A 25,784-nucleotide genomic window follows, 5' to 3' on the forward strand; every position below is an offset into this window, starting at 1 on the left:
GTTAACGATCATAAGGAGTTGCCGGCATTCAAAGCTATCAGAAATCCGACGACTTGACTGACACTTTCACGACTATCAAACAAATGAACAAATGAAAAGAAACATGACACGGGCATGATGCGCGAGACACTTTGAACCTATCGCCCGCCAGGTCTGTGATAGTGTCCCGTCAAGTGGTGGAAATTCCGCTATAAAGACGTACACCTAATTTTACTTCTGTAATACAGACACTGGTTCTAGCGGTTGAACGGTTTTGCCGGTAAGTTGCGCCATGGACTCCAGGCTGAAATAGCGTCGGCCAACAGTCCATTCGTCCTGCTGTTCCAGAAGAATGGCTCCGACCAGCCGAATCACTGAATCCCGGTTCGGGAAAATCCCTACCACATCGGTGCGGCGCCGGATTTCACGGTTCAACCTCTCCAACGGATTCGTCGATGGATTCGTTGCCAATGCGCTTTCGGAAACGTCATGTACGCAAGTACGTCTTCTTCCGCTTCCTTCAGGATCTCCATCGCTTTCGGAAAACGTCCGGACAGCTCGTCCACCACACGCTGCAATTGGCTTTTGGCTGCCTCGTAAGACGGTTGAGCGAAAATGGTCCGGACGATCGCCGACACCATCCCTTGGGACGATTTCGGCACCTGACTGAGGATATTGCGCATGACGTGCACGCGGCAACTCCGGCGCCGGTGGGTCAATTATAACCCGGCTGTGACATGTGTTCGCCAAGCGGACGAAGCGCGGCGGGTACAGTTGGAGTGAGCGAGGCGTCAGGGCGATGCTGTGGACAATGATGAGGATGAAAGAAGCCGGCATGGTTGTAAGAACGGTTGAAGGACATGCGAGTATGCAAGCAACGTCACAACAGCCAATAAACATGCGGCAATTGCTCAAGAACGTGACGCAACCAGTCAAGGGTTGTATCGCTGGAATGATTCGCATGCTGCAAGGACCGAAGCAAAGCAGCACAACGGGTATGGCACTCAAAGCTCTTCGCGGATAATGGCGAAAAATTCTGACAAATCACTTTTATTTGATGAAAGAACGAAGCAAAGCGCTTACAAGGAAGAGGTTTCCTTTGGGGTTCGCGTTCCAAGCATCTTAAATGACTGCCCACGCTAGCTTGACACTGACGCAGATACACGTGTTTGCCGCTTCTACGGTCACAGTACAATCTCCGTTTGAAGCGCACGTTCCCAAACACCGTGTTGACGCTTGTTTCACGCTCGTCCTTTACTCGATAATGCTCTCGGTCCCGTTGCTCCAGGATCTGCTGATCCAGCGCCTCCAGCACTTGCTTCATCGCACGAGCGAATTCCTCCTGCATTTTCCGGAAAATCCATTGCTCCAGCTCTTTCATCGTCGGTATTGTTGTGGTAAAGTGGCTCACAGGAGCTTCCTCCTTCTTGGTGTGTTGTGGACAAACATCACTTTACCAAGGGAGAAGCTCTTTTTCTATGTCCGCTTTTTCCAATTCCTACACCCACGAAGATTTTTCACTAACCGCACATCGTTGATCGGGTATCTCGATTGCTATACTCAATTATAATGGCGGTCAGGAGGGATTTTGTGAATCATCAGACAATCAGAGCACAACTGATGGAATTGGCGGATGAGCAGTATCGGAAGTTCTCGTCGTCGCTGATCCCGAACATCGGCATCGATCGCATCCTGGGCGTCCGGCTGCCGGCGCTGCGCAAGCTGGCGAAGTCGATCGCGAGAGGCGATTTGGGCGATTGGCGCGCCTATCTCCGGCACACCGACAATCTCTATTTCGAAGAGACGATGCTGCAGGGGATGGTCATCGGTTACGCCAAAGCCGATCTCGAGGAGAAATTGCGCCATGCGGCCGCATTCGTGCCGCGCATCGACAACTGGTCCGTCTGCGACAGTTTCTGCAACGGGCTGAAGTTCGCGAAGGAGCACAAGCAGCGGGTATGGGAGTTCCTGCAGCCGTATCTGGCCTCCGACCGGGAATACGAGATTCGTTTCGGCGTCGTCATGCTGCTCCAATATTTCACGGATGACGAATATCTCGACCGCGTGCTGCAATGGTTCGACCGCATCCGGCACGAGGGCTACTATGTCAAAATGGCCGTCGCGTGGGCCGTCTCGGTCTGCTATGTCCATGCCCCCGAGCGGACCATGGCGTATTTGCAGGACAATGCGCTGGACGACTTCACCTTCAACAAGGCGCTGCAGAAAACCATCGAATCGCTGCGCGTCGATGCGGAAACGAAGAATATGCTGCGCGGCATGAAGCGCAAATCGAGAACAGCACGCCGTTCATCTCAACACTGACAACCTGTGTCCGTGTTGTCGTTTTATAATCGAGCCATGACCGGCCGAAGGAGGGATGGCGGAAGTGGCAAGCTCCGTTTTCAGACAGGCTGTCAAGGAAGCGACGGGCGTCTCGTGGGAGGCGTGGATCGCAAGGCTCGAGCGGGAAATCGACCCGATGTGGCCGCACGATCAGATGAAAAATCATATTTGCGAGACCTGGCGGCTCACGGACGAATGGGGCGAATGGCTGGCCGTTCTGTACGGGCAAAGGCTGGGCCGCACGCCGGTCGGCGTCACGAAGGACGCGGGCGTGCAGATCGGCGTTCGCCGGACGCTCGCGGCAAGCAAGGAGCGGATATGGAACTTCATGCTCTCCTCCGGCGGACGCAAGCTCTGGATCGGTAGCGTCCCGGAATTCCGATTGGAGAAAGGATTCGAGTTCACATCCGCGGAAGGCGTGACGGGCAAGCTGACGGTCATCGAGCCGCTCCGCAAGCTGCGGATGACCTGGAAACGGCCGGAATGGGAGCGGCCGTCCCGGCTGCAGCTGTATGTCCTGCCCGCGAGCCAGGGCAAGACGACCGTCGCGATCCATCAGGAAATGCTCGAAGACGTCTATATCCGGGAATTGATGCGGCGGCATTGGGAAGAAGCGCTGTGCAGGATCCAACAGGAAACGGAGGGAGCGCCGTGAACAAGTACAGCCATATCGATCTCCGGGTGAACGCTTGGGAGAAAGTCCGCGCGTTTTACGGGTAGCGGCCTTGACCGGGTTTCCGCCGTTTTCCCGCCCGCTCCGGATCGGCCGGCTGCCTTCCGTCCCCGTGCGGGCGGTTCGCCTCTTTTGCCGCCCTTTTTCCTGCAGCCCGGGAACAAGGCGAAAGTGATCCGGCCCGGGGATCTGCGCAATGCGCAAGAATCTGGTGCATATGTGCACCAAAAAAAGGGAACCCGGCTATTCCAGGTCCCCTTGACGCTTCATGCCTATTGCGACTCATCGAAACTTCCGGTCTGAAAATACCGCGCCAGCTTGACGACGAGCGAGCCGATCCGCTGGTCGGAAGGCTGGAGCACCGGCGCCACCCCTTCCTCTTCCAGCGCCTCCGCCGTCACCTTCCCGACGGCGGCCGCCAGCACGTCTCCCGACAGCCGGCTGCGCAGCATCTCCTTCATCCCGAACCGGCCGGCCATCTCGAACAGATAGCGCACCTGCAGCGCGCTCGTGAACGCCACGGCGTCGAATTTCCGCTCCTGCAGTTCTTCCAGGAACGACCGGATGTCGGATTCCGGAGGAGGCACGTGGATATAGGGCATGAGTGTCTCCACGACCGCTCCGTTGTCCTCCAGCCATCGCAGCAGCCGCTCGGGCCGCTCCCCGTGAAGCTGCACGACGACCTTCCGTCCGTCCAGCTGCGGCGCTTCGCCGAACGCGCGCATCAGACCGGCGGATGTGCCGTCATCGTCGGATACGGCCGGCGAAATCGCCCATTCCTTGAGAAGCTTGCGCGTCTTGTAGCCGCGGGCGGCCACCCGGGCCGTCCGGAGCAGGCGGAGCCAGTCCCACAGCATGTCGGATTGCCGCGCCACATCCAGCAGCCGCTGCGCCCCCTGACCGGTGGTGAAGATCACCCAGTCCGCTCCTTCGGCGATCACCCGCCGCATCGCCGGTCCGATCTCCTCCTCGTCGGTCAGAATCGTCCCCTGGGCGGGCCGGATGTGCGCCACGCCGCCGAAATTGGCCACCAGCTGTTTCACCTCGTCCTGCTTGCGGGCGCCGGTAAACGCGATCTGTTTTCCCTCAAGGCTGAGCATCTCTCTCTCCCCCTTTCACGTCAGCCGAGACCCAGCAGCCGCCGGACTTCGAGCGGCAGCGGGTCCGCCCGGAACGACTTGTGACTGTACACCGCGAATGCGCGGGTGACCGGGTTCAACGACCGGTCGGGCACCGCGAGCGAGATTCGCTGCATCAGGGGGGAGCCGTCGAGCTCGAGCTTCTTCACCTTGCGGCTCCTGAGCTCTTCGCGGACGGCGGATTCCGGAAGGAACGCCGCCCCCATGCCGGCCAGCAGCATCTGCTTCATTCCGCTGACGTGATCCATCTCCATCACATGCGCCGGCCGGAACGCCTCCTGCCGGAACCGGCTCTCGATCAGATCGCGCGTGTCGTCGTCGCGCCTGCCGACGATGAACGTCTCGTCCCGCAGATCGTGGAGCGATACCACTTCCCGGGACGCGAGCGGATGCAGCCGGTGCACGAACAGGTGAAGCTCCTCGCTGTAGAGCGGCACCAGCCGGACATGCGGCCTTGCGGCCGTGCCGTGCACAAACCCCAGGTCCGCCACCTGATCCTGCAGCCATTCAAGGATCGCCGGCGTCGAGCCGGTCAGCACCTGGATATGCACCCCGTTCTCCTGCCGGTCGAAGCGGGCCAGCAGATCCGGCAATGCGCAGGTGTTGAACATCGAGGTTCCGGCAATCTTCAGGGAACGTTCGAACGACTCGTGCTGCAGCCGGGTCAGTCCGGCCGCCAGCACCTGGAGCGCCCGTTCCGCATAGGAGCGGAACACTTCGCCCGCAGGGGTCAGCACGGCTTCGTGTCCGGCACGGATGATCAGATGCTCGCCCAGTTCCTCTTCGAGCTGCTGCATGCGGGCGGTCACCGTCGGCTGGGAAACGCCCAGCTTGCGGGACGCCCCGACGAGGCTCCGTTCCGACGACACCGCCATAAACGTGGTCAGTTGCTGCAAGTCCACTTTCCTTCTCCTCCCCGCCGATTCCCGCCGTTCACGAAGCGAACGCTTCCTGCAGCAAGTAATCCCTGAATTGCGCCGCCACCCGGCGCATCGGGAGGCTCCGGTGGCTGACCATATAGGCGTCCCGATGGATCGGGAGCGCCGGCCTCAAGGCAGCCGTCCGGAGCCGGCCGGACTTCACGTCCTCTTGAACGGCAAGCAGCGGGCTGAAAGTGTAGCCGATGTCCCGGTACACGAACTGCTTCATGGTCTCCGGATGATCGGCGGTCACCGCCTGAGGAAACGCCGTCTTCTGCCGGGCGAACCACTGGCGGATCCGCCCCCATTCATCCGAAGGCTGGCCGGGGGCGATGAGCCGGTGCTCCGTCAGATCCCGGGCCGTGAGCACCCCCTTGTCCGCGAGCGGGTGCCGGGGAGAGAAAACCGGGATCACGGGCGATGAACAGATCTTCATCGCCTTGACCCCCTTGTGGACGACCGGCCCCTGAATCAGGCCGATGTCCACCTTGCCGTTCATGACCCAATCGATGATGATCGAACTGTCCGTAAGCATCACGTTGGTGTGGACGTCCGGATATTTTTCCCGGTACAGCGCCATCACCTGCGGCAGGAACCAGGTGCCGATCTCCGCGTCCGCCGCAATCAGCGCGGGCTGCTCCCGCGACTTCAGACGCTTCACCTCGGCCGCGCCTTCCTCCAGCAGGTCGAGCGACCGCATCAGGTAGCCGAGCAGCAGCTCGCCCTTGGGCGTAAGGGCGACTCCTTTCCCGGAGCGCTCCACCAGATTCGCGTCCAGCTCCTTGCCGAGCGCCCGGATCCGGCTGTTCACGGTCGACGGGCTGACCCCCATCGCCTCGGCCGCCCTCGAAATGCTGCCATGTTCCGCCACACATACGAACGTCCGGATCTGATCAACATCGATCTTCAAATTCGACAACATGCGCGCCGTTCATCCCGCTTCTGTCCAGTTTGCTTCATCGAGTAGAATATAGATCTTGCCGCCTTCGATTTCAACATCATAAGTCCGTACGCAGCCGCGGTCCGGCGCCTGCACCCGGCCGTCCGTCACATCGATTTTCCAGTCATGCAGCGGACAGAAGACGTACTTGCCGCTGACGATGCCTTCCGACAGCGGACCGCCCTTGTGGGGGCAGCGGTTCTCGATCGCATGGAACGACCCGTCCGACAAATGGAACACCGCGAACTGGCGTCCGTTCAGAAACACCGACCTGGCGCCGCATCTCGGAATGTCCTCCGCGTTTCCGATCCAGTATCTGGGCATGGTCCTCTCTCCTTTCGCTCCGCCTCAGCCGATCGTGATCGGTTCGAACTGCTTTCTGAGCTCGGGGTTTTCCACCCGTTCCTTCCACGGATCCTTCGTCACGGACAGCGCGACGTCCAGCCGTTCGTTCAGCTCCCGGCGCGTCTCCGGATCGGCCAGCACATCCTGCACGTGCTTCAGACCGACGCGCTCGATCCAGTGCGAAGTCCGTTCCAGGTACTGCGCGTTCTCCCGGTAATATTGGAGAAAAGCCCCCGACCATTCGAGCACTTCCTCCGGCGACTTGACCGTCACGAGCAGTTCCGCCGCCCGCAGCTCCACGCCGCCGTTGCCGCCCACGTAGATCTCCCAGCCGCCTTCGATGGCGACCACGCCAATATCCTTGATGCCGGACTCGGCGCAGTTCCGCGGGCAGCCGGAGACCGCCATCTTCACCTTGTGCGGCGTGTACAGCCGCTCGAACTTCCGCTCCATGTCGATGCCCATCTGGATGGAGTCCTGCGTGCCGAACCGGCAGAACGTCGAACCGACGCACGTCTTGACCGTCCGGATCGCCTTGCCGTAGGCGTAGCCCGACGGCATGTCGAGTTCTTCCCAGATTTTCGGAAGATCTTCTTTCTTGACGCCGAGCAGGTCGATCCGCTGGCCGCCGGTCACCTTGACCATGCGCACGTTGTATTTCTCCGCCACGTCCGCGATCTTGCGCAGCTGTTCCGGACTCGTCACGCCGCCGTACATCCGCGGCACGACCGAGAACGTGCCGTCGTTCTGGATGTTGGCGTGAACCCGCTCGTTGATGAAGCGGGAATCCGATTCGTCCTCGTAATTTTCCGGGAACAGCATCCCGAGGTAGTAGTTGAGCGCCGGACGGCATTTCGAGCAGCCTTCCGGATTGCTCCAGCCGAGCACGTGCATCACTTCGCGGGTCGAGCGCAGCCCTTTCGCCCGAATTTCCCGGCGAACCTCGTCATGCGACAGTGTCGTGCATCCGCACATGCCCGCCTTGACCGGCGCCGCTGCCGCGGACTCGCCGAGCTCGCTGAGCATATGCTGCAGAATCTCCGCCACCTGGCCCTTGCATCGGCCGCAGGAACGGGACGCGTTGGTGCAGCCTTTGATCTGCTCCACCGTCGTGCAGCCCCGGTTCCGGATCGCGTCCACGATCACGCCCTTGGACACGCCGTTGCAGCCGCAGATCATCTCGTCGTCGGGCACGGACGCCCAATCCGTGCCGGCCGCCGCTTCATCGGCGCCGCCGAACAGACTGAGCTTGCCGAACGCGCTGATGTCCGCCCGCTTGCGGATCAGGGAGAAAAGCTTCTGCCCGTCCGATGTGTCGCCGAACAGCACCGCGCCGACCACCCGATTGCCCCGGACGAGAATTTTCTTGTATATGCCCTGGGCCTCATCATGGATGCGGATGGCGCGCGTATTGCCTCCGTCCCGGAACTCGCCCGCCGAATAGACATCCACGCCGGACACCTTGAGCGAGGTAAACGTGACCGACCCGGTGTACGGGTCGGTCGGCACGCCGGCGAGATGTTTCGCCAGCACCTGCCCCTGCTCGTACAGCGGCGCCACCAGCCCGTACACGATCTCCCGGTGCTCCGCGCATTCGCCCACCGCGTAGATGTCCGGATCGCTCGTCTGCATGTAGTCGTTCACGACGATCCCGCGGTTCACCTCGAGGCCGCTTCGCTTGGCCATCTCCACATTGGGCCGGATGCCGACCGCCATGACGACGAGATCCGCCTTCTCGGTCGAGCCGTCCGCGAACATGACGCCCGTCACCCGCTTGCGGCCCATAATTTTCGTCGTCTGCTTCGACAGCAGGAAACGCATGCCCTGCTTCTCCAGTTCCGCCTGCAGCATGATCGCCGCCGTCTCGTCCAGCTGCCGCTCCATCAAGTGGTGGAAAATGTGTACGACCGTAACGTCCATTTTCAGGTTGAGCAGCCCTCTCGCCGCCTCGAGCCCGAGCAGACCGCCGCCGATGACGACCGCCTTCCGGTAATGGCGGGCCGTCTCCATCATCGTCTCGCAATCCTTGATGTCGCGGAACGCGATGACGCCTTCCTTGTCCGCACCCGGCAGCGGTAGCATGAACGGCAGCGACCCCGTGGCGACGATCAGCTTGTCGTAAGGGATTTCCCGGCCTTTGTCGGTCAGCACCCGTTTCCGCTGCCGGTCGATCAGCGTCGCTTCCTCGCCGGTGTGCAGCGTGATGCCGTTCCGGCTGTACCATTCATAGGTGTTCAGGAAAATGTCATCGATCTTCTTATTGCCCTGCAGCACCGAGGACAGTTGGATGCGGTTGTAGTTCGGATACGGCTCCTTGCCGATGATCGTGATCTCGTACAGGCTCGGATCAGCTTTGAGCAGCTCTTCCACCGTACGGACTCCCGCCATGCCGTTGCCGATCAGAACCAGCTTTTTTCTCATAAGAAATGCCTCCCGTTATCATTGAAATGGCTTCAGCCGATCCGGTACACCGGTTCATCCGCGCGGACGTCCCGGGAGTAGAGCACGGTTGCGCCCGACCAGTGAATCTGTTCGAGCAGGTCGACGACGCGGCCGATCACCACGAGCGAAGGAGCCTTGAAGCCTCCCAGGGCGGCATCCTCCGCTGCATGTCCGAGCGTCGTCACGAGCGTCCGCTGTCCGGGCATCGTGCAATTCTCGATAATGGCTGTCGGCGTGTCCGCTTGTCGGCCGCCTTCCATCAGAAGGTCGCAGATGAGCGCGAGGTTTTTCATGCCCATATAGATGACGAGCGTGTCCGCCGTCGCCTGGCTCTTGAGCCGGTCCGGGTCGACCGCCGGCTCGCCGCATTGCCGATGCCCGGTGATCAGGGCGACCGACGCCGCCCCCGCCGTCCGGTCGGTCAGCGGAATGCCGGCCCAGGCTGCGGCCGCGGCGGCCGCCGTCACGCCCGGCACCACTTCGATCGGCACGCCGTGCTTCCGGCAGTACGCCGCTTCTTCGCCTCCACGGCCGAAAATGAACGGGTCACCCCCCTTCAGCCGGACGACGCGCTTCCCTTCCCGCGCCTTCCGCACCAGCAGCGCGTTGATCTCCTCCTGCTTCATCGCGTGGCCGTGCGGCGATTTGCCGCAGTAGATCCGCTCGGCGTGCTCGCCTGCTTCATCCAGGAGCGCGGGACCCGCCAGCCGGTCGTACACGATGCAGTCCGCCTCCCGGATCAATTCCAGCCCGCGGACGGTGATCAGCTTCTCGTGCCCCGGCCCGGCGCCGACCAGATAGACCTTGCCGAGTCCGCCGCTCATTTCGCTTCAACCGCCTGACCCGCGGTCGGCAGGGCGGCGGCGGTTGCTGCGGGCTTGACGGCCGACGCTTCGCGCGAGCGGTGGGCGGCGTACATCGCCATGCCGGTGAACAGGAACCCGCCGAGCAGGTTGCCCAGCAGCACCGGGATCTGGTTCCACAGCCACCAATCCGCCGCGCTCACATCCGCCCCCAGCATCATGCCGGCCGGAATGACGAACATGTTCACAACCGCGTGTTCAAAACCCTGCGCGAAGAACGTCAGAATCGGCAGCCACATGGCGACGATCTTGCCGGACGTCGAGCTGGACGTCATGCCCATCACCACGCCCATCGTCACCATCCAGTTGCACAGGATCGCCTTCACGAACACGATCCCCCATCCGGACGCCCCGAGCGCCTCGTAAGCGATCGTCTTCGCTTCCGCCGCCTGGATGAGCCGCTGGGCCATGGCCGCGTCCATGTTGCTGCCCATCGCCGTTACCGCAATGCCGTACAGACAGGCGTACACCGCGCACCCCAGCAGGTGGCCGACCGACACCCACGCCCAGCCCGCCAGCATGCTGCCGGCCGTCGCTTTCCGTTCCTTGACCGCCAGCGGGATCAGCGCGAAGTTTCCTGTCACAAGTTCCATTCCCAGCAGTACGATCATGACAAAGCCGACCGGAAAGAGCAGCGCACCGACAATCGGCGTCGTCTCGAGCGCCACCTGGACCGCAAGCGTGGTGGCGAAAGCCAGCAATGCGCCGCCCAGAAAACCGCGCAGCACCAATTGGCGCGCCGGCAGCGCCGCCTTCCTGGCCCCGGCCTCCACCATCTGCTGCACGATCAGATCCGGCCTCACATACGTCATGTTCTCTCTCACTCCTATCCCTTATTGTGTTATAATTATTTACACATGATTATAAGATCTGTTGTCGTGATTTTCAATACGCATATCAGAAAATTCGCTTTTTATTTTGTTTATGGGGTATAATGGGTGTCTGTTTCTGGTGTCAACCTGCTTTGTTGGCCCGATAAGCCGTGATTCAATTCTATTGTGTAATGTTTTATTACATAAATGTTGCCGGGAAGCACGGCGGCATCATGCTTTCCATGGATGAGATACAACCGGAGATTGGCTGAAAATAACGCGAAGCAATTCACAATAACTCAACTTTCGCAGTATGAAATGGGCAAACAAGCCTTAATGTAGTTGGGTAAAGCGGCAATCCATTGCTGGAGTTGACGTTGAATCAGAGCCGAAAGTTTTTTTCCTGCTTTCGTTGCGATTTCGTTGATCAGATCGAGCAGTTGCTGCAAGGCGATCGCCCAGTCCAACGTGCCAACTTCGTCGCACAACACATAAAACAGGCCGCCGAACGAGCGGGCATCCGTACTTTGCCGATGCTGCCAGGCCAGCAGAATATAGCGGGAAAACACAATGGTCGTATGGCTAATCAGCAAATCATAGGAGCGGCCTTGAAACTCTTTCTGCAAACGAAGCAGCGACTTGGTGCACTTGAAGAAGACCTCGATGTCCCAGCGGATCCCGTAAATGCGGATCACGTCCTCCACGGAGAGGGAAAGATCCGTCGACAGTACCGCGAGCCATTCATTCTTCTTCGTACGATGACGGACGAATACCACGCGAACCGGTATGCCGGGGGCAAGCTCGGTTTGAATCGAACGGAGGATGCCCCGTTTCTTACTCTGCACCGGAGGCGCTGCCGCATATAGTTCTTTGAGCGACAGCTTCCGGCCTTGAACAAGGAAACGCTTATTGTCGTTCTTGACCATGCCGATCACGTCGAGCCCGCGAGAAACGATTTCGCCAATGAGGGGCGCGTGCGTGAACCAACTGTCCATCAAGACGTAGGAGGCCGTGGCTCCAGCGGCAAGCGCGCGATCCAACATCGATACGATTACCTGCGGAGCCGGCAGGAGTGCTTCTTGACGTCGCTTATAGCCGTTCGTCCGTTTGTCGATCTTCTCGCTCATGCCGTTAATGGCAGATTTGCTGGAACTGAGCAGCGCGAAGTCCAGCGGCAGAAACGTATGGCCGTCGGACCATCCCATGGTGAGCATGCGAAAGACCTTGTAATAAGCGCCGGTAGCATGATCTTTGAATCTGGCCAGCAACTCGACGGCTTTGCTGCGGTTGCGCTCGAACATGGAGTCGTCGACGATGAAGACGGTGTCCCGATTTGCGGCTGGTTTTCTTTTAATACACCGGTAACGCCATGTGCGAAAAACTCCGGGGTTTGGGACAGAGCCCCAAGCTCTTAAATACTGCAGATTTGTAAAGAACAATTTAAAGCGCTTTAAAAAAATTTTTCTCTGTGCGACCGGAGCAAGCCCGGAGACAGAAAAACAGCCGAAGACGGCTTGAGGCCTTCTTCGGCTGATTGAACCATCATTCGCATTATGGCGTCAGAATCGCCGCGATCACCTTCGCGCTCTCCGCGCGGGTCGCGTGGTCCTTCGGTGCAAACTGACCGTCTCCGCGGCCGATCATGACGCCGAGCGCGTATGCCTGCGCGACCGCGTCCTTCGCCCATTCGGAGATGTCCGCCAGATCCCGGTAACCGGGTTCCGCCGCCGGCGTCTCCGCGTTCCATCCGGCGGCGAACGCCCGGGCGCGCATGATCATGACGGCCATTTCCTCGCGGGTGATCGGGTCTTCGGGCGCGAACCGGCCGTTTCCGCGGCCGCGGATGATGCCGGCCTCGGCCGCGGCGCGCACATCGGCCGCATACCAGGCGTCCGCGCGCACATCGGTGAAGACCGCCGCACCGTCCGGCGAGCCCGAAGCCTCAAGGCGCAGCGCCCGCGCGAGCAGGGCGGCGAATTCCGCGCGGGTGATCCGGCGGTCCGGCGCAAACCGGGTCGGCGACACGCCCTTCACGATCTGCCGCGCCGCCAGACGCTTGATGTCGCGCTCCGCCCAGTGCCCGGCGGGCACGTCATCGAATGCCTTGTCGTATTCGATGACGGCGTACAGGCTGAAGTGATCCGCTTCGACCGTCAGCGTATGGCCGGAACGGACGGACGGGATGTAGCGCAGCGCGCCTTCGTCGTCAATGTAATACACGTGCGTCAGCTCCGGATCCGCGGACGGATCGGCGTTGAACACCAGCCGGATCGGCCGGTCGAACGCGGTGACCGGCGTGCGGTTGCCGTCCGCGTCCAGGATGCCGAATCGCAGGCTGTAGACGTTGCCGGCAAGCCGGACAACCTCCCGCCCGGCGATCGAATCGAGCAGCCCGCGGCTTGCCTCCTCCCTTAGCGGCACGATTTCCAGCGTGAAATACGCTCCCGGCCGCCGCAGCGCTTCGAGCAGCGCAGCGGGCACTTCGACCATCAGGCCGTAGTCCGTCGTGAAGACCAGCGCCTCGGCGTCTCCGATCGCGTCAGGGTCGGCGGGCCAGATCGCTTCCGTGACGCCGCTGTCCAGCCCGATGCGGATCACGCCGTTTTCATCGGCCTGCGGGAGTTCGACCAATTGCTGGTGCGGCTGCAAATCCGCGAGCGGGCTCGTGTCGTTCGGACGACCATCCGTACTCGGGCTCGAACCCGAACCGCCTCCCAGCGGGTTGTCGGGCGTTGCACCGCCGTCGCCCGGCTCGCCCGGCGTATCGTCGCCGTCGCCCGGTTCGCCCGGCGTATCTTCGCCATCGCCCGGTTCGCCCGGCGTATCGTCGCCGTCGCCCGGTTCGCCCGGCGTGTCATCGCCGTCGCCCGGCTCGCCCGGCGTATCTTCGCCGTCGCCCGGTTCGCCCGGCGTATCGTCGCCGTCGCCCGGTTCGCCCGGCGTATCTTCGCCATCGACCGGTTCGCCCGGCGTATCGTCGCCGTCGCCCGGCTCGCCCGGCGTATCTTCGCCATCGCCCGGTTCGCCCGGCGTATCGTCGCCGTCGCCCGGTTCGCCCGGCGTGTCATCGCCGTCGCCCGGCTCGCCCGGCGTATCTTCGCCATCGCCCGGTTCGCCCGGCGTATCGTCGCCATCGCCCGGCTCGCCCGGCGTATCGTCGCCGTCGCCCGGTTCGCCCGGCGTATCGTCGCCGTCGCCCGGCTCGCCCGGCGTATCGTCGCCGTCGCCCGGCTCATCCGGAACCGCCGCGAGCACCACCGTGCCTCCGGCGCTTCTCGCCGGCAGCGTCAGCTCGATCCGCCCGTCATCGTCCACGACGAGCCCCGCGCCGGAATACTCCTCCGTCAATTCCGTTCCGGGCGCGAACGGAACATTGAGCTGAACGGTCTTCGCCGCATCCGTCGTGTTCAGCCCGACGACAACCGTCTGCTCCCCGTACGCCCGGGTGAAGAACAGCCAGCCTTCCGCGTTTCCGCCCGCCAGTTTGGCATGGGTGCCCTTCGCGAACACTTCGGAATGCTTCGCGCGGATATGCAGCAGCTTCTTGTAGTGATCCAGCAGATCCGCCTTCGTCTCCACCTGGTCCCACGGCATGTCGGAGCGGTTCGTGCCGTCGATGCCCCGGCCGAAGTCGGCGTTCTTGCCGGAACGGCCGATTTCCTCGCCGTAGTAGATGACCGGCTGTCCCTTGACCGTCATTTGCAGCGCGGCAGCCACCTTCAACTTGCCCTCGTCGCCTCCGACAAGTTCGCTCAGGAACCCGTCCTCGTCGTGGCTGCTCAGGAACTGGCCGACCGTCGCGGTGTTGTCGATCTTCGCGTTCCGGCTCTCCAGCGCGGCTTCGGCGGCGTCAATGTTCCCGTTCACGAGATTCAGCGCGATTCCCTTGAACGAGAAATCGAGCAGCGCGTCCATCTGTCCGCTGCGCAGAAGTCCGAGCACGTTGTCCGCACTGTCGCCCCACGATTCGCCGATCAATTTGAAGTTCGGATCCTTGAGGGTCAGCGCGTTCTTGAACGCCCGCAGCGTTGTGCCGTCCACGTGCTTGACCGTATCGACGCGGAAATAGTCGATCGTGTCGCCCCTCGGCGTGCGCGCCTTCTCCAGCCAGTCCGTCTGCCATGCGATGATCTGCGCGCGCACCGCGGGATCCTCGGTGATGAAGTCCGGAAGGCCCGCCAATTCCATGGTGGTATCGTCGAAGCCCGGATTGGTGCGGATCATGCCGGCGAACCGCGCGCGGTCCGCGTCGGTCGGGAAGTTCGGCAGACCGTGCGTGTTCGTGTCTCCCGGCTTGAGCCCGTACCCCGCGTGGTTGAGCACCACATCCACCATGATCTTGATGCCCCGGTCATGCGCCTCTTCGATCAGCTCGTGCAGGTCGGACAGCTCGCCGAGGTGTTCGTCGAGCTTCGTAAAATCCTTCGCCCAGTAGCCGTGGTATCCGTACTGATAGCCCCACGGCTGGCCGTAGCCGACGTTGTGGTCGATGTTGTCCACGATCGGCGTCATCCAGATCGTGTTGATGCCGAGCTCCTTCAGGTAGTCCAGCTTGGCGGTAATGCCCTTCAGATCACCGCCATGGTACGTCTCGGGATGGGACTTGTCGTCGTGCTCTCCGTTCGGATTGTCGTTGGACGGATCGCCGTTAAAGAACCGGTCCGTCAGGATGAAGTAGATCCTCGCCTCGTCGAACCCGAAGTCCAGCGGCCCGCTTGCCGTCCGGGGCGCCACCGTGACTTTGGCGTCCGCGTGATGACGGTTGCCGAATTCATCGACGACGGTCACCCGGATCGTCTTCACGCCCGGCTCCACATCGTCGCGCACCGCGATCGTCGCCGCCATCAGTTCGGGGTCGATCGGGAAATCCGGCCTGCCGCCCAGCTCGCTCAGGTCCGCATACACGCCGTCGATTCGAACCGGATCGCCGCCGATGTCAACCCGAAGCAGCGCGTTCTGCGTGTCATCCAGCGTTCCCGGCGCAACGGCGGGTGCCACCTGCACATCCGGCACCGAATACTCGATGACCGATTTTCCGTTCACCGTGTTGTACGGGTCGGTCACCTGCGACGTCGCGCCTTCCCGCGTGACGAGGAAGCTGTACTCATGGACGCCTTCCTTGAGCGGCCCGATCGTCACGTGGAAATACTCGTTCTCCGCGTCGTACGCCATGTCGTGCGTCCCGCCGTCGAAGACGAGCTTGACCTCGTCAATCTCGTCCATCTTGCCGCTCGCGAACAGCGCCGGATCGCGGTAATAGAAGATGGCGTACCCGCCGCTGAGCTTTGGCCCGCGGACGGACGGGATCTTCCGGAATTCGGCCCGGCCGCTCGTCACGATGACCTTCACGAACTCCTCTTCCGCGTCGAATTCGATGTAGCGGTCCTGCTCGACGTCCTTCGCCTCCCAGTCGTTCAGCCGGACGAGGAAGCCGAACCGCGTGACGCCGGGCGCAACCTCCACGTTGGCGATCGCCCCGCCTTTTTCGATCCGCTCAAAATCGATTTGCCCGTCCCGCACGCCGGTGTACCATACCCACAGATTCCATCCGGTGTAGTTCTGGTCCGGACGCTCATACCGGATCTGCACATACCGCTTCACGTACGGCTTGACGACCAGCTTGTGTTCCGCGCGCACATCGGCTGACGGCACGCTCGCGGTGATCGTCACCTCGCCCTCCTTCAGGGCGGTGACCACGCCGGAACCGTCAACCGTCGCCACTTCCGTGTCGCCGGATTGCCAGACGACGGACACGCCGTACATGCGCTGGTCAAACTGGTCGAACACGGCTGCCGTCAGCGTCGCGCTCATCGTCGCGTAGACCGTATCCGGACCGTCGATCACGATCCGGGCAGGCCTGAGTTCGGCCACATGCAGCGTCACCGATGCGGACACCGCGCCCGCGCTGGCTGTGATCGTAACTTCCCCTTCGGCCAGGGCGGTCACCCTGCCGCTTGCGTTGACGACGGCCGCCGATTCGTTCGAGGACGACCAGTTGATGGCAACTCCGGACATCGGGTTGCCGCGCTGATCGCGCGGTACGGCCTGCAGGGTGATCGAATCGCCCGGCCTGATCGCCGCGGCCGGCGAATGGATCTCAATCGCGGTCAGCTCCGGCGCATAATCGTCCGACTCGTCGTACAGCACCATCATGGACAGCCGCGGCACGGTCACCGAACCGCCGCTTACGGTGCGGATCACATCCGTGCCCGCCCGGGTGTCGTCGACCACGACATGCCAGGTGTCCGACACGGCCGGCAGCGCGACCGTCTGGTCCGATGGATTCGCGTTGTAGATTACGACGATGTTGCGCCAGGTATCGCCGTTCGCGTTGTCTTTCAGCCGGAAGGCGACGACATCGTAATCGGACCGCATCACTACGAGATGCGCGTTCACCGCGTCCCTGGTCGTCATCCGGAACGCGGGATGCGCCTTGCGCAGCTTGATCAATCCGGCATAATAGTCGAACACCGGCCTGAACTCCGCCTTGAGGTTCCAGCGGATCATGTTGACGGCGTCCGGGCTCTTGTAGGAGTTGTGGTCGCCGTATTTCGAGCGCAGCATCTCATCGCCCGCGTGGATGAACGGGATGCCCTGCGCGGTCAGGACGATGCCGTTCGCAAGCAGCGATCTGCGAACCGTCTCGTTCGCGAAGACGTCCGAACGGTCAACGTATTTGTGCGGGTCTGCCGCGGCCACCGCGTCCTCGACGCTGCCGCCGCCAATCAGAACGCCGTCGCGGATGTTCAGGAAGCCGACATCCTGGTCGAGACCCTGCGTCTTGATCACCTTGTCCCACAGGTTCAGGTTGTCGTGGGCGGTCACGTAGTTGATCGTCTCGGTCGGCGCGTCGGTGAAGTCGTCGATCGCGCCCCGCACGCCCGTGACGATGCCGCCTTCGTTAAACGCCGCACCGGTCGCGAATCCTTTGCCGGCGCCGTCGCTGTCGCCCTTGATCGCGCCGCGGAAATGGTCATTGAACACCGCAAAGCCCTTGCCCCGCTGCGATCCCTTGAGTGTCTGCTCCGCGAGCGGCGAGCTGCCGCCGGTCCAAGGCTCCCCGTAGAACAGGAGCGTCGGGTCAACGTCCCGGCGCAGTTCCTCCACAATTTGCGCCATCGTCGTCGTGTCGATGAGCCCCATCAGGTCGAAACGGAATCCGTCGATATGGTACTCCTCGGCCCAATAGCGGACGGAATCCTTGATGTACTTGCGCACCATTGGACGCTCGGTGGCGATTTCGTTGCCGACGCCGGAACCGTTCGTGTACCGGCCGGTTTGGTCCGTGCGGTAGAAGTAGCCCGGCACGAGCTTGTTGAACGGCCCGTTCTCGATCTCGAACGTATGGTTGTACACGACGTCCATGATGACCCGGATGCCCTTGTCGTGCAGCGCCTTGACCATTTGCTTGAATTCGGTGATGCGGACGGCCGGGTCGCGCGGATTGGTCGAATAGGAGCCTTCCGGCACGTTGTAATTCTGCGGATCATAGCCCCAGTTGAACTTCGGGTCGTCCGACGACGGATCGTCGACCGTCAGTTCGTTGACCGTCTTGAAATCATATACCGGAAGCAAATGGACGTGGGTGACGCCGAGCTCGGCCAGATGGTCGATGCCGAGGCTGTTGCCATTCGCGTCCTTGAGCCCCGTCTCCGTGAACGCCAGATACTTGCCCTTGTGCGCCATGCCGGATTGGGCGTGGATCGAGAAGTCCCGCACATGCAGCTCGTAGACGATCGCATCCGTCGGATTCAGGAACGCCGGCTTCGCGTCCAGGTGCCAGTCCGCCGGATCGGTCGCATCGAGCGGCACGATCGCGGTGCGGGCGCCGTTCGCGGCCACCGCCCGCGCATACGGGTCGACGGCGTAATGCACCGTGCCGTCGGCGAACGCCGCCCGGTACATGTAGTACTTGCCGGCCAGATCCCCGCTGACGTGGACCGACCAGACGCCGTTCGACTCGCGGTTCATCGGCAGCTCCGTCCCGCCGGCATGGTCCTCGACGATGCCGGCGGCGTTGTAGGTTCCCGCGTCGTCATAGAGCGCGAGCCGCACGTCGGCCGCCGTCGGCGCCCACACCTTGAACGTGCTGCCCGAAGGCGCATAGGTCAGCCCGAGATCGTTGCCGCCGTAATAGAAGCGCGGATCGTCCAGCACCCTGCGCATCGTCACGCGGCCGGCCCTGAACTCCGGATGCCGGACTTCGTACAGATCCCGGACATCGATCTTCCCGGGCTCGAGCACGGTCAACCGCACGCTGCTTGCACCCGTCGACACGGCGGCCACGTCCACCGTTTCGCTTCGGGTCACGTTGAACAGCGTAAAATCATTCAGCTTCGAGCCGTCGATCTCGTGCGTCGTCACCACGTCGATCGTGCTGATCGAATCCATGAGCGCGGCCCGGACCCGCGGCGACACATCGGCCTCCTCCTTGCTGTAGAACACCGTCGTCACGCCCTCGATGATCCAGACATCCACCTCGCTCCGGCCCGGCGGCATCACGATGCGGCGGTCCGGTTCCTGCTGGCTCCAGTTGCCCGGACGCGTAATGACGTTGACCGCATCCGCGGGCAGCCGGATCTCCCCGACCGCGAAGCCGTCTTCGTCCAGCCCGGTGAAGCCGAACTCCTTCCCTTCCTGACCGTCGATCCAGGCCCACATGTCCCAGTTGAGCTGCTTCCCGTCATAGCGGTAGTAGTGCACGCGGTACGTCATGGACGGACCGGCGGGCGTCGAGAACGAGAATGTCAGCGTCCGGTCCAGCGCGCCGTACAGGACGCCTTCCACCGATCCGGCCGGAATCGTCACCGTGTAGGTGCGCCCGTACGCCAGATCGCCGTCCAGGTCGAACACGAGCGTGTCCCCGCTGACCGAGAGCGTTGAGTCCGCATCGGTCACGGAAGGCGAATCGCTGCCCGACAGCGCAATGGTGTCATTGAACCGCACCGTGATCCGGTCGAGGTTGACCGGCACATCGGCCGCACCGTTCGCCGGATCGATGCCGATGACGGCGAGGCGCGCCGTCTCGCTGCCCACGACATGGGGGCGCGTCGCGTAGACCGACTGGACATTCCGCGCGCCGGATTCGTTCCAGCTTTGCGCGATCGCGTTCCCCGGATCTTCCGGAATCGTGTCGAACGCGCCATGTTCCTCGCTCCTGTTGCCGCTGAGCGTCACATGGGCGTAGACCGCATCGCCTTCCTGCAGGCCGAGCAGGCCAAGCGGAATCTTGCCTTCGAAGCCGAACTGCCGGTTCACGGCAAATTCGGCGCCCTTCGCATCTTCCCAGGTGGCGAGCAGCAGATTGCCGTCCCTGTACACCGCGGCGCCGTTGACCTCGCTGTCATTTTTGACCCGCTGCACGATATGGATCTGCGGCTTGTACGGCATGCCGCGGTAGGTGAACTGCGCCGCCCACGGATTTCCGTCCGCGCCGGAATCGACGCCGTTCACGTTGAGCGCGATGTCGATGAACATGCCGTTGTCGCCCCAGTTCGGCACGTTCACCGCCGACACGTAATAGTACAAATACGCGTCGTCAGAGGTCATGCGCAATTCGCCGATGTGGAAGCCCTCCCACCCCGGCGAGGGAGAATTCCCGAGCACTTCAACCTGCTCCCAGTACGGATCCTTGAGCCCGTCGATCACGATCGGAACGGCAGCGTCCGCGCGCCCGGACGAGATGCCGACGCCGGCGAACATCGACAGGACGAGGACAAACGACAGAAACAGATGAAGCCCCTTCGCCCGTCTCAACATGGAAGTCCCACAGCCCCTTCCTGTGCAAATTGTGTGCAATCGTTTGCATCAACAGGTGCACAAAACGCCCGTCTGCCCGTTTCACCGGTCAGCCGGTCACCTTGCAACCCAGCCGCACCCCGTCCCGGCGGCTCAAAACCGGATGTTGGGGAAGTCCGGGTGGGTCGGGCAGGTTTGTGCAACTTGTGCAAACGCTTTCAATCTTCTGTGCTAAATCATAACAGGGAACATCCCGCGCGTCAATGCAACATTCAGCCGCATTTCCACTTTCACGAGCATGTCGCCCTCGTCCGGACTGTACACCCCGGTGATGATTTTGATGAACGTCGACTTGCCCGCTCCGTTCTCGCCCATGAGCGAGTGGATTTCGCCGGGCTTCAGCCGGAAATGGACATTGTCCAGCGCCTTGACGCCGGGAAATGATTTCGTGATCCCGTTAAGTTCGAGCACAAATTCCGCCATCCCGATCCCCCGTTTCCGCTCGTACTCGCGTTCCTCCCACAACATACCGCAGGGCCGGTTGAGGCGACAGGAGACAACATTCGCCTTCCGGGGACGATCTTCGCCTTTTCGGAAAAATCGAGTAGGAGGGGGCGGCTAGCCCCCGACCTCTCACACCACCGTACATGCGGGTCCGCATACGGCGGTTCCGTAAGGTTAACAAAGTTCCAGGTAACGAGAAAGCAGACTTTTCAGCCCTTTCGCTTCCCAGTAGGAAGTCGGAAGGGCATTGTTTGTGTTACGGGACATTTCCCACGGACCACGGCGTGAGTTCGCCATCATTCGAGCCGCCCATTCGGGCACGCCGAGTGCACGGAGATTACGCAATCTGGTCCTGGGTCTCTTCCATTGTTTCCACAGACACATGCGTAGTCGCCTGCGCATCCATGCGTCGAGGTTACCACAGTGGTTCTTGGCGGCAGCCAGACGGAAATAACCGATCCATCCCATCATGAAGCGGTTCAGTCGGTGAATCCGTTCTTCCATCGTCAGCGGGCGCGAGCGGTCCGTTATCTCCCGGACTTTCTTCTTGAAACGCTGAATCGTCTTGGGAGTCCACGTGTTCTTGAATCGACTTATGCCGCATGGTCGCCGTTCCAAGCCGTTCTCTCACCACTTCCCGAATGTGCTTCTCCGCTTTCGCGCTCAGCCATTGCTGCGTGGTGTAATACACCTGGTTCCGCGACGTCGCCGCTTTCGCCTTCCGGTGATGTCAAGGCCGGATTTAAATTGACCCACTTCGCCGGTTTAAATTTGACCCACTTCGACGAATTAAGGGTCTAGACTTGCTGATTCTCCCCGCAATCGAACGTTTCATTTCTCCATCTCTGTCAATCTTGGCGTCATTACAGCTATGCTTCGACAGACACGGAATACGCGGAGCGCGGATGCAGAATAAACCGGGTATTGTCGGGCAGTTCCACATACCAGGTCGTGTCCAATTCCAGGCGACACCCTACATAAGTACGCCCGATCTTAAGGCCGAATCGGTATGCCAGGCCGTGCGGATCCAGCTTGCGCTCGCTGACTTCCCCCGATTCTTTCTGATAGGTGACCCGCACCGTGCATCCGGCCTGAGCCGCCTCTTCCAAGCGGCGCAGCCGGTCGGCCAGGGACGGGCCTTGCGCGGGAGCGATCACTTCCAGACTGCCCGTCAAGCGCTGCAGCTCACCGCGCTGCGCTTCGTTCATCCGCTGCCGGATCTTGCCGAGCGCCCGCTGCAAATCCGCCGTATGCGGGTAACCCGCGCCTTCCGCGAATTTCGCCGCCTCCACGATCGCTTTCAGTTCGGACGCGGAAAGCAGCAGCGGCACGTCCGCGTTGAAATGCTCCGGCAGCCGGAAACCGCCGTCATGCCCGGCATCGGAGATAATCGGCACCCCGCAGGCGCAGAGCGCGTCCATGTAGCGGTACACGGTGCGCACGCTGATTTCCAGCGCATCCGCGATTTCCGCCGCCGTCATTTTGCGGCGCGACCTGAGCATCCACAGAATGGCCAGCATGTTGTCCCATTTGGCCAAGGCGGCCCACCTCCGACGGTTCAATCAATCGGCTTCACCCGCTGCAATGCGTTTTCTGCCCGCCGCAAAATAAAGCCATCCGCCAGCCATCCAGAACGGCTCCCAGAAGACCAGCCGCCAGACCATCGCATGACGGCTCAGGTCGAAATCCAGCACGTTCAACCCGGCCAGCGAGATCGTCACGAAGTTGGCGAGTCCGTACAGAAAAATCAGCACCCCGGCGACCATGCAGATCCACGCGAGCAGCCGCCGGAAAGACCCGCGGCGGCCGAGCAGAAGCAGCAGCAGCACCGCGCCGGCCAGCTTGACGAATCCGGTCGCCCACACGATGGCGGCAAATTCCGGATCCCGTTCCAGCGCCTACTCGTAGACCGCTCCGCCGAGCGATTCCACGCCGATCATGCCGCCCGCCGCCCAATAGAAGCTCATCGCGGCGAACAGCACCGTCCATCCGATGCCGGCATAGACAACGCCTTTCCCTCTTCTGTCCATGTCCGCCTCCTTGACCGCCCGCCATCCTGACGTTACATCTCGGCCGGGCGGTACCTGTCCGTCTCCAACTCCAGGATGATTCCATTATACATCCATGGCAGGTGGTCATCACCGGACCGCATCCTTTATGTTGAGAACAAAGTCGTCGGGACGGCGTTACGGCAGCGGTCCGTCCCGCCCTGCAAAGGAGGATGCCGCATGAATGCTGATGTCCTGGAGATCCGGCCGATGAGCGGCTGCGGCGAGTCCGTCCGCCGCGAAGCGGCGCTCGTGTTCGTTGACGGGTTCTACCGGGAGCTGTCCTTCCTGTCGCCCGACCGGGACAGACTCGCGGACGCGTTCGCGCCGATGATCAATCCGGATGCCTTCTGGCTGGCCGTCCGGAACGGCGCCGTCGTCGGCATACTCGCCTGCTCGGACCGTACGAAGCAGGCGATCCGTCTGGACCGGGAACGGATGAGGAAATCGTTCGGCTTTCTGAAGAGCAGCATCGCATACCGGGTCATGAAAGGCGAATTTGAGAAAGGGAAATGGTACCCCGAAGGCACGGGATACATCGAATGCGTAGCCACGTCCTCCGCCGCGCGCCGGCAAGGGGTGGCGTCCGCGCTGCTGCGCTTCGTCCTGCAGCATGCGCCTTATCGCCGGTATGCCCTCGACCTGATGGATACGAACACGGAAGCCCGGCGGCTGTACGACAAAATGGGGTTCGTCGAGTCGAAGCGGGTGCGGGAACCGTTCGGCCGGATCAAAGGATTCAAGGAGCGCGTTTTCATGGAATGGCCCGGCGGGAAATCCGACTGGAAATGAACGGCTTTCTTGTGTCATACTGTATGAAGTAAACGACGAAGACCGGCTGAGGCCATGGAGTGGATGAGCCGTTGACCAACACGCTGACCGCGCAATCGAACTGGAAGAAGAACACCGCGCTGTTCCTGAGCAGCCAGGCCGTCTCACTGTTCGGGTCCATGCTGGTGCAATACGCCATTCTGTGGCACATTACGCTGTCCACGGAATCCGGCGTCATGATGATGATCTCGATCATCTGCGGTTTCCTGCCGACCTTCCTCCTCTCGCCGTTCGCCGGGGTATGGGCCGACCGGTACAATCGAAAACTGCTGATCGCGCTCGCCGATGCCGGCATCGCCGCCGCGACCCTCGTCCTGGTCCTGCTGTTCTGGGCCGGATATCAAGCGCTGTGGCTGCTCTTCGCCATATCGGCGGTCCGCGCCGCGGGATCCGGCATTCAGACGCCCGCGGTCGGCGCGCTGCTGCCCCAGATCGTGCCGGAAGAGAAGCTCACCACGGTGAACGGCACGTTCGGGAGCATGAACGCCTTCATGATGCTGGTTGCGCCGATCGTCAGCGCCGCGCTGCTCTCGTTCGCGTCGATCGAAATCATTTTCCTCATCGATGTCGTCACCGCGGCCGCCGCCATCGCCATTCTGCTGACCTGGGTAGCCGTCCCCGATCATCGCGGGGAAGCCGGCAAGGAACCGGGCGGCTATTTCGAGGAAATGAAGCAGGGCCTGCGCTTTATCCAAAATCATGTCTTCCTGAAGCAATACTTCGCGTTCTTCGCCCTGGCTTTCCTGCTCATGGCGCCCGCCGCGTTTCTGACGCCGCTGCAGGTGACGCGCACGTTCGGCGGCGACTACTGGCGGCTGACGGCCATCGAGATCGTGTTCTCGATCGGCATGATGGCGGGAGGCGCGCTGATCGCCTCATGGGGCGGCTTCCGGAACCGGACGCATACGCTCCTGCTCGCGTGCGTGTTGTTCGGCCTCTGCACGGTCGGCCTGGGCGTCGTGCCCTCGTTCTGGGTTTACCTCGCGATCATGGGGCTCGCGGGCGTCTCGGCGCCGCTGATCAACACGCCGGCCCAGGTCATATTGCAGGAGAAAGTGGACAGCGCGTACATGGGGCGGGTATTCGGCGTGTTCAGCATGATCTCCACGTCCATGCTGCCGATCGGCATGCTGATCTTCGGCCCGGCCGCAGACATCGTGCCGGTCGAATGGCTGCTTGTCGGAAGCGGCGCCCTGTTCAGCCTCATGGCGTTGTGGCTGGCCGGCAGCCGGGCGCTGCGCGAGGCGGGGAAACCGTTGGAACCCTCCGGCCAGGAAGCCGCGGAATAATCCGGTCCGCGCTGCTCCCCGCAGCAAAGAAGCCTTGTCCGCAACAAAGTTGCAGACAAGGCTTCTGTTCTTGCCGGTCATTGCGCGGAACGTTCCGCGATCAGCTTCTCCAAAAAAGCGGGCAGCGCGAACGAAGCCCGCAGCACGTTCTCGGTCACATAGCGCGCTTCTTTATCGAAACGGATATCTTCCGGCGCCGGGAGCGGCCGCTTGGAGCCGATGGTGAAGCTCCACAGCCCGCCCGGATACGTCGGAACGACGGCCGTGAACATTCGGGTGTCGGCGAACAGCCTGCCGATCCGCTCGTAGGATCGCATCATGACGTCCTGATGGAAAATCGGCGACTGGCTTTGGCATACCATGAGACCGCCTTCGTTCAGCGCATGGTGCAGATCCCGGTAGAACTCGGTGCTGAACAGCTGCTCGGCGGGCCCGACCGGATCGGATGAATCGACGATGATGACATCGTATTCGCCCTGCTTGTTCCTGACAAACTCGACGCCGTCCGTGTAGTGATGGCGAATCCGCGGGTCCGGATGCTCCCCGCCGGACACGTCCGGCATGTACCGCCTGCAGGCCCGGACGACGGCCTCGTCGATCTCCACGAGATCGATCGTCTCGACGGCGTCGTACTTGGCCGCTTCCTTCGCGACGCCGCAGTCGCCGCCCCCGATGATGAGCACGCGGCGCGGCGCGGGATGCACCGACAGCGGCATGTGCGCGAGCATTTCATTGTAGATGTAGCCGTCGGCCGACGTCGTCTGCACGACGCCGTCCAGCACCAGCATCGGCCCGAAATCGTACGAATCGAGCACCATGACGTGCTGGAACGGACTTTGCTCCTCGAACAGCACATCCCGGATCCGGTAGCTGATCTTCAGATTATCCTGCTCGTCCTCGGTAAGCCACAACATGTCC

Annotated in this window: 17 protein-coding genes and 4 pseudogenes; 4 read left to right on the forward strand and 17 right to left on the reverse strand. The window is 61.9% G+C overall.

Annotated elements, in window-relative coordinates; genetic code table 11:
- Window positions 1-210: 210 nt before the first annotated feature.
- Both THECO_RS21225 and THECO_RS22600 read right to left on the reverse strand, forming a co-directional pair.
- Window positions 211-677: pseudogene (locus THECO_RS21225) on the reverse strand (transposase); the annotation flags it as partial.
- A 182-nt stretch (window positions 678-859) separates the two neighbouring features.
- Window positions 860-1,390 carry a UPF0236 family transposase-like protein gene (locus THECO_RS22600; protein WP_015255762.1) on the reverse strand — a complete coding sequence of 177 codons (531 nt, stop codon included), beginning with the start codon at window positions 1,388-1,390 and terminating at the stop codon, window positions 860-862.
- A 158-nt stretch (window positions 1,391-1,548) separates the two neighbouring features.
- Between THECO_RS22600 and THECO_RS14380 the strand changes: the two genes are divergently transcribed.
- Together THECO_RS14380 and THECO_RS14385 are read left to right on the forward strand one after the other, a co-directional pair.
- A complete protein-coding gene (locus THECO_RS14380; protein WP_041853931.1) occupies window positions 1,549-2,301 on the forward strand; it encodes a DNA alkylation repair protein in 753 nt (250 codons plus the stop codon).
- Window positions 2,302-2,356: 55 nt separating this feature from the next.
- Window positions 2,357-2,977, forward strand: a complete 621-nt coding sequence (locus THECO_RS14385; protein WP_041853932.1) for an SRPBCC domain-containing protein — start codon at window positions 2,357-2,359, stop codon at window positions 2,975-2,977.
- Between the two features lie 290 nt (window positions 2,978-3,267).
- On the opposite strand, the gene THECO_RS14390 is transcribed toward THECO_RS14385, so the two are convergent.
- The 14 genes and pseudogenes from THECO_RS14390 to THECO_RS22365 form a co-directional block, all read right to left on the reverse strand.
- Window positions 3,268-4,095: a uroporphyrinogen-III synthase gene (locus THECO_RS14390; protein WP_015255765.1), complete on the reverse strand. Its 828-nt coding sequence runs from the start codon at window positions 4,093-4,095 to the stop codon at window positions 3,268-3,270.
- Window positions 4,096-4,115: 20 nt separating this feature from the next.
- On the reverse strand, window positions 4,116-5,036 hold the full coding sequence (locus THECO_RS14395) for a LysR family transcriptional regulator (protein ID WP_015255766.1): 921 nt from the start codon (window positions 5,034-5,036) through the stop codon (window positions 4,116-4,118).
- A gap of 31 nt (window positions 5,037-5,067) precedes the next feature.
- Entirely contained in the window at window positions 5,068-5,976 is a 909-nt protein-coding gene (locus THECO_RS14400) for a LysR family transcriptional regulator (RefSeq protein ID WP_015255767.1), read from the reverse strand.
- Between the two features lie 9 nt (window positions 5,977-5,985).
- On the reverse strand, window positions 5,986-6,318 hold the full coding sequence (gene nirD, locus THECO_RS14405; RefSeq protein WP_015255768.1) for a nitrite reductase small subunit NirD: 333 nt from the start codon (window positions 6,316-6,318) through the stop codon (window positions 5,986-5,988).
- A 24-nt stretch (window positions 6,319-6,342) separates the two neighbouring features.
- Window positions 6,343-8,760 (reverse strand): nitrite reductase large subunit NirB, encoded by a 2,418-nt coding sequence (nirB, locus tag THECO_RS14410; RefSeq protein ID WP_015255769.1) that lies wholly within the window; start codon window positions 8,758-8,760, stop codon window positions 6,343-6,345.
- Window positions 8,761-8,792: 32 nt separating this feature from the next.
- Window positions 8,793-9,605, reverse strand: a complete 813-nt coding sequence (cobA, locus tag THECO_RS14415; RefSeq protein ID WP_015255770.1) for a uroporphyrinogen-III C-methyltransferase — start codon at window positions 9,603-9,605, stop codon at window positions 8,793-8,795.
- Window positions 9,602-10,456 (reverse strand): formate/nitrite transporter family protein, encoded by an 855-nt coding sequence (locus THECO_RS14420; RefSeq protein WP_015255771.1) that lies wholly within the window; start codon window positions 10,454-10,456, stop codon window positions 9,602-9,604. The genes cobA and THECO_RS14420 overlap by 4 nt, the downstream gene beginning before the upstream one ends.
- Window positions 10,457-10,755: 299 nt before the next feature.
- Window positions 10,756-11,829 (reverse strand): annotated as a pseudogene (locus THECO_RS14425) (IS4 family transposase); the annotation flags it as partial.
- 178 nt (window positions 11,830-12,007) lie between these two features.
- Window positions 12,008-20,215, reverse strand: a complete 8,208-nt coding sequence (gene pulA / locus THECO_RS21235; protein ID WP_015255773.1) for a type I pullulanase — start codon at window positions 20,213-20,215, stop codon at window positions 12,008-12,010.
- A gap of 258 nt (window positions 20,216-20,473) precedes the next feature.
- A pseudogene (locus THECO_RS14440) lies at window positions 20,474-20,722 on the reverse strand (ATP-binding cassette domain-containing protein); the annotation flags it as partial.
- Window positions 20,723-20,872: 150 nt separating this feature from the next.
- Window positions 20,873-21,268, reverse strand: a pseudogene (locus THECO_RS21240) (group II intron maturase-specific domain-containing protein); the annotation flags it as partial.
- Between the two features lie 299 nt (window positions 21,269-21,567).
- Window positions 21,568-22,236, reverse strand: a complete 669-nt coding sequence (locus THECO_RS14445; protein WP_015255775.1) for a helix-turn-helix transcriptional regulator — start codon at window positions 22,234-22,236, stop codon at window positions 21,568-21,570.
- Between the two features lie 24 nt (window positions 22,237-22,260).
- Window positions 22,261-22,563, reverse strand: a complete 303-nt coding sequence (locus tag THECO_RS22360; protein WP_015255776.1) for a DUF3995 domain-containing protein — start codon at window positions 22,561-22,563, stop codon at window positions 22,261-22,263.
- A 33-nt stretch (window positions 22,564-22,596) separates the two neighbouring features.
- A complete protein-coding gene (locus THECO_RS22365; protein WP_015255777.1) occupies window positions 22,597-22,728 on the reverse strand; it encodes a DUF3995 domain-containing protein in 132 nt (43 codons plus the stop codon).
- A 198-nt stretch (window positions 22,729-22,926) separates the two neighbouring features.
- Between THECO_RS22365 and THECO_RS14455 the strand changes: the two genes are divergently transcribed.
- Window positions 22,927-23,538, forward strand: a complete 612-nt coding sequence (locus THECO_RS14455) for a GNAT family N-acetyltransferase (protein WP_015255778.1) — start codon at window positions 22,927-22,929, stop codon at window positions 23,536-23,538.
- Window positions 23,539-23,597: 59 nt separating this feature from the next.
- Window positions 23,598-24,866 (forward strand): MFS transporter, encoded by a 1,269-nt coding sequence (locus THECO_RS14460; RefSeq protein WP_015255779.1) that lies wholly within the window; start codon window positions 23,598-23,600, stop codon window positions 24,864-24,866.
- Between the two features lie 77 nt (window positions 24,867-24,943).
- Here THECO_RS14460 and speE read toward each other — a convergent pair whose 3' ends face one another.
- Complete coding sequence (gene speE / locus THECO_RS14465) at window positions 24,944-25,780, reverse strand: polyamine aminopropyltransferase (protein WP_041854509.1); 837 nt, start codon at window positions 25,778-25,780, stop codon at window positions 24,944-24,946.
- Window positions 25,781-25,784: the final 4 nt, after the last annotated feature.

It is taken from the genome of Thermobacillus composti KWC4 (genome assembly GCF_000227705.2).
Lineage (GTDB): Bacteria > Bacillota > Bacilli > Paenibacillales > Paenibacillaceae > Thermobacillus > Thermobacillus xylanilyticus.

Coding starts and splice junctions, on each gene's coding strand:
- speE (WP_041854509.1), bottom strand. CDS start 25,780: ATGTTGTGGCTTACCGAGGACGAGCAGGATAATCTGAAGATCAGCTAC.
- THECO_RS22365 (WP_015255777.1), bottom strand. CDS start 22,728: ATGGACAGAAGAGGGAAAGGCGTTGTCTATGCCGGCATCGGATGGACG.
- nirD (WP_015255768.1), bottom strand. CDS start 6,318: ATGCCCAGATACTGGATCGGAAACGCGGAGGACATTCCGAGATGCGGC.
- nirB (WP_015255769.1), bottom strand. CDS start 8,760: ATGAGAAAAAAGCTGGTTCTGATCGGCAACGGCATGGCGGGAGTCCGT.
- THECO_RS14455 (WP_015255778.1), top strand. CDS start 22,927: ATGAATGCTGATGTCCTGGAGATCCGGCCGATGAGCGGCTGCGGCGAG.
- THECO_RS14400 (WP_015255767.1), bottom strand. CDS start 5,976: ATGTTGTCGAATTTGAAGATCGATGTTGATCAGATCCGGACGTTCGTA.
- cobA (WP_015255770.1), bottom strand. CDS start 9,605: ATGAGCGGCGGACTCGGCAAGGTCTATCTGGTCGGCGCCGGGCCGGGG.
- THECO_RS14385 (WP_041853932.1), top strand. CDS start 2,357: ATGGCGGAAGTGGCAAGCTCCGTTTTCAGACAGGCTGTCAAGGAAGCG.
- THECO_RS14420 (WP_015255771.1), bottom strand. CDS start 10,456: ATGACGTATGTGAGGCCGGATCTGATCGTGCAGCAGATGGTGGAGGCC.
- THECO_RS14380 (WP_041853931.1), top strand. CDS start 1,549: ATGGCGGTCAGGAGGGATTTTGTGAATCATCAGACAATCAGAGCACAA.
- pulA (WP_015255773.1), bottom strand. CDS start 20,215: ATGTTGAGACGGGCGAAGGGGCTTCATCTGTTTCTGTCGTTTGTCCTC.
- THECO_RS14390 (WP_015255765.1), bottom strand. CDS start 4,095: ATGCTCAGCCTTGAGGGAAAACAGATCGCGTTTACCGGCGCCCGCAAG.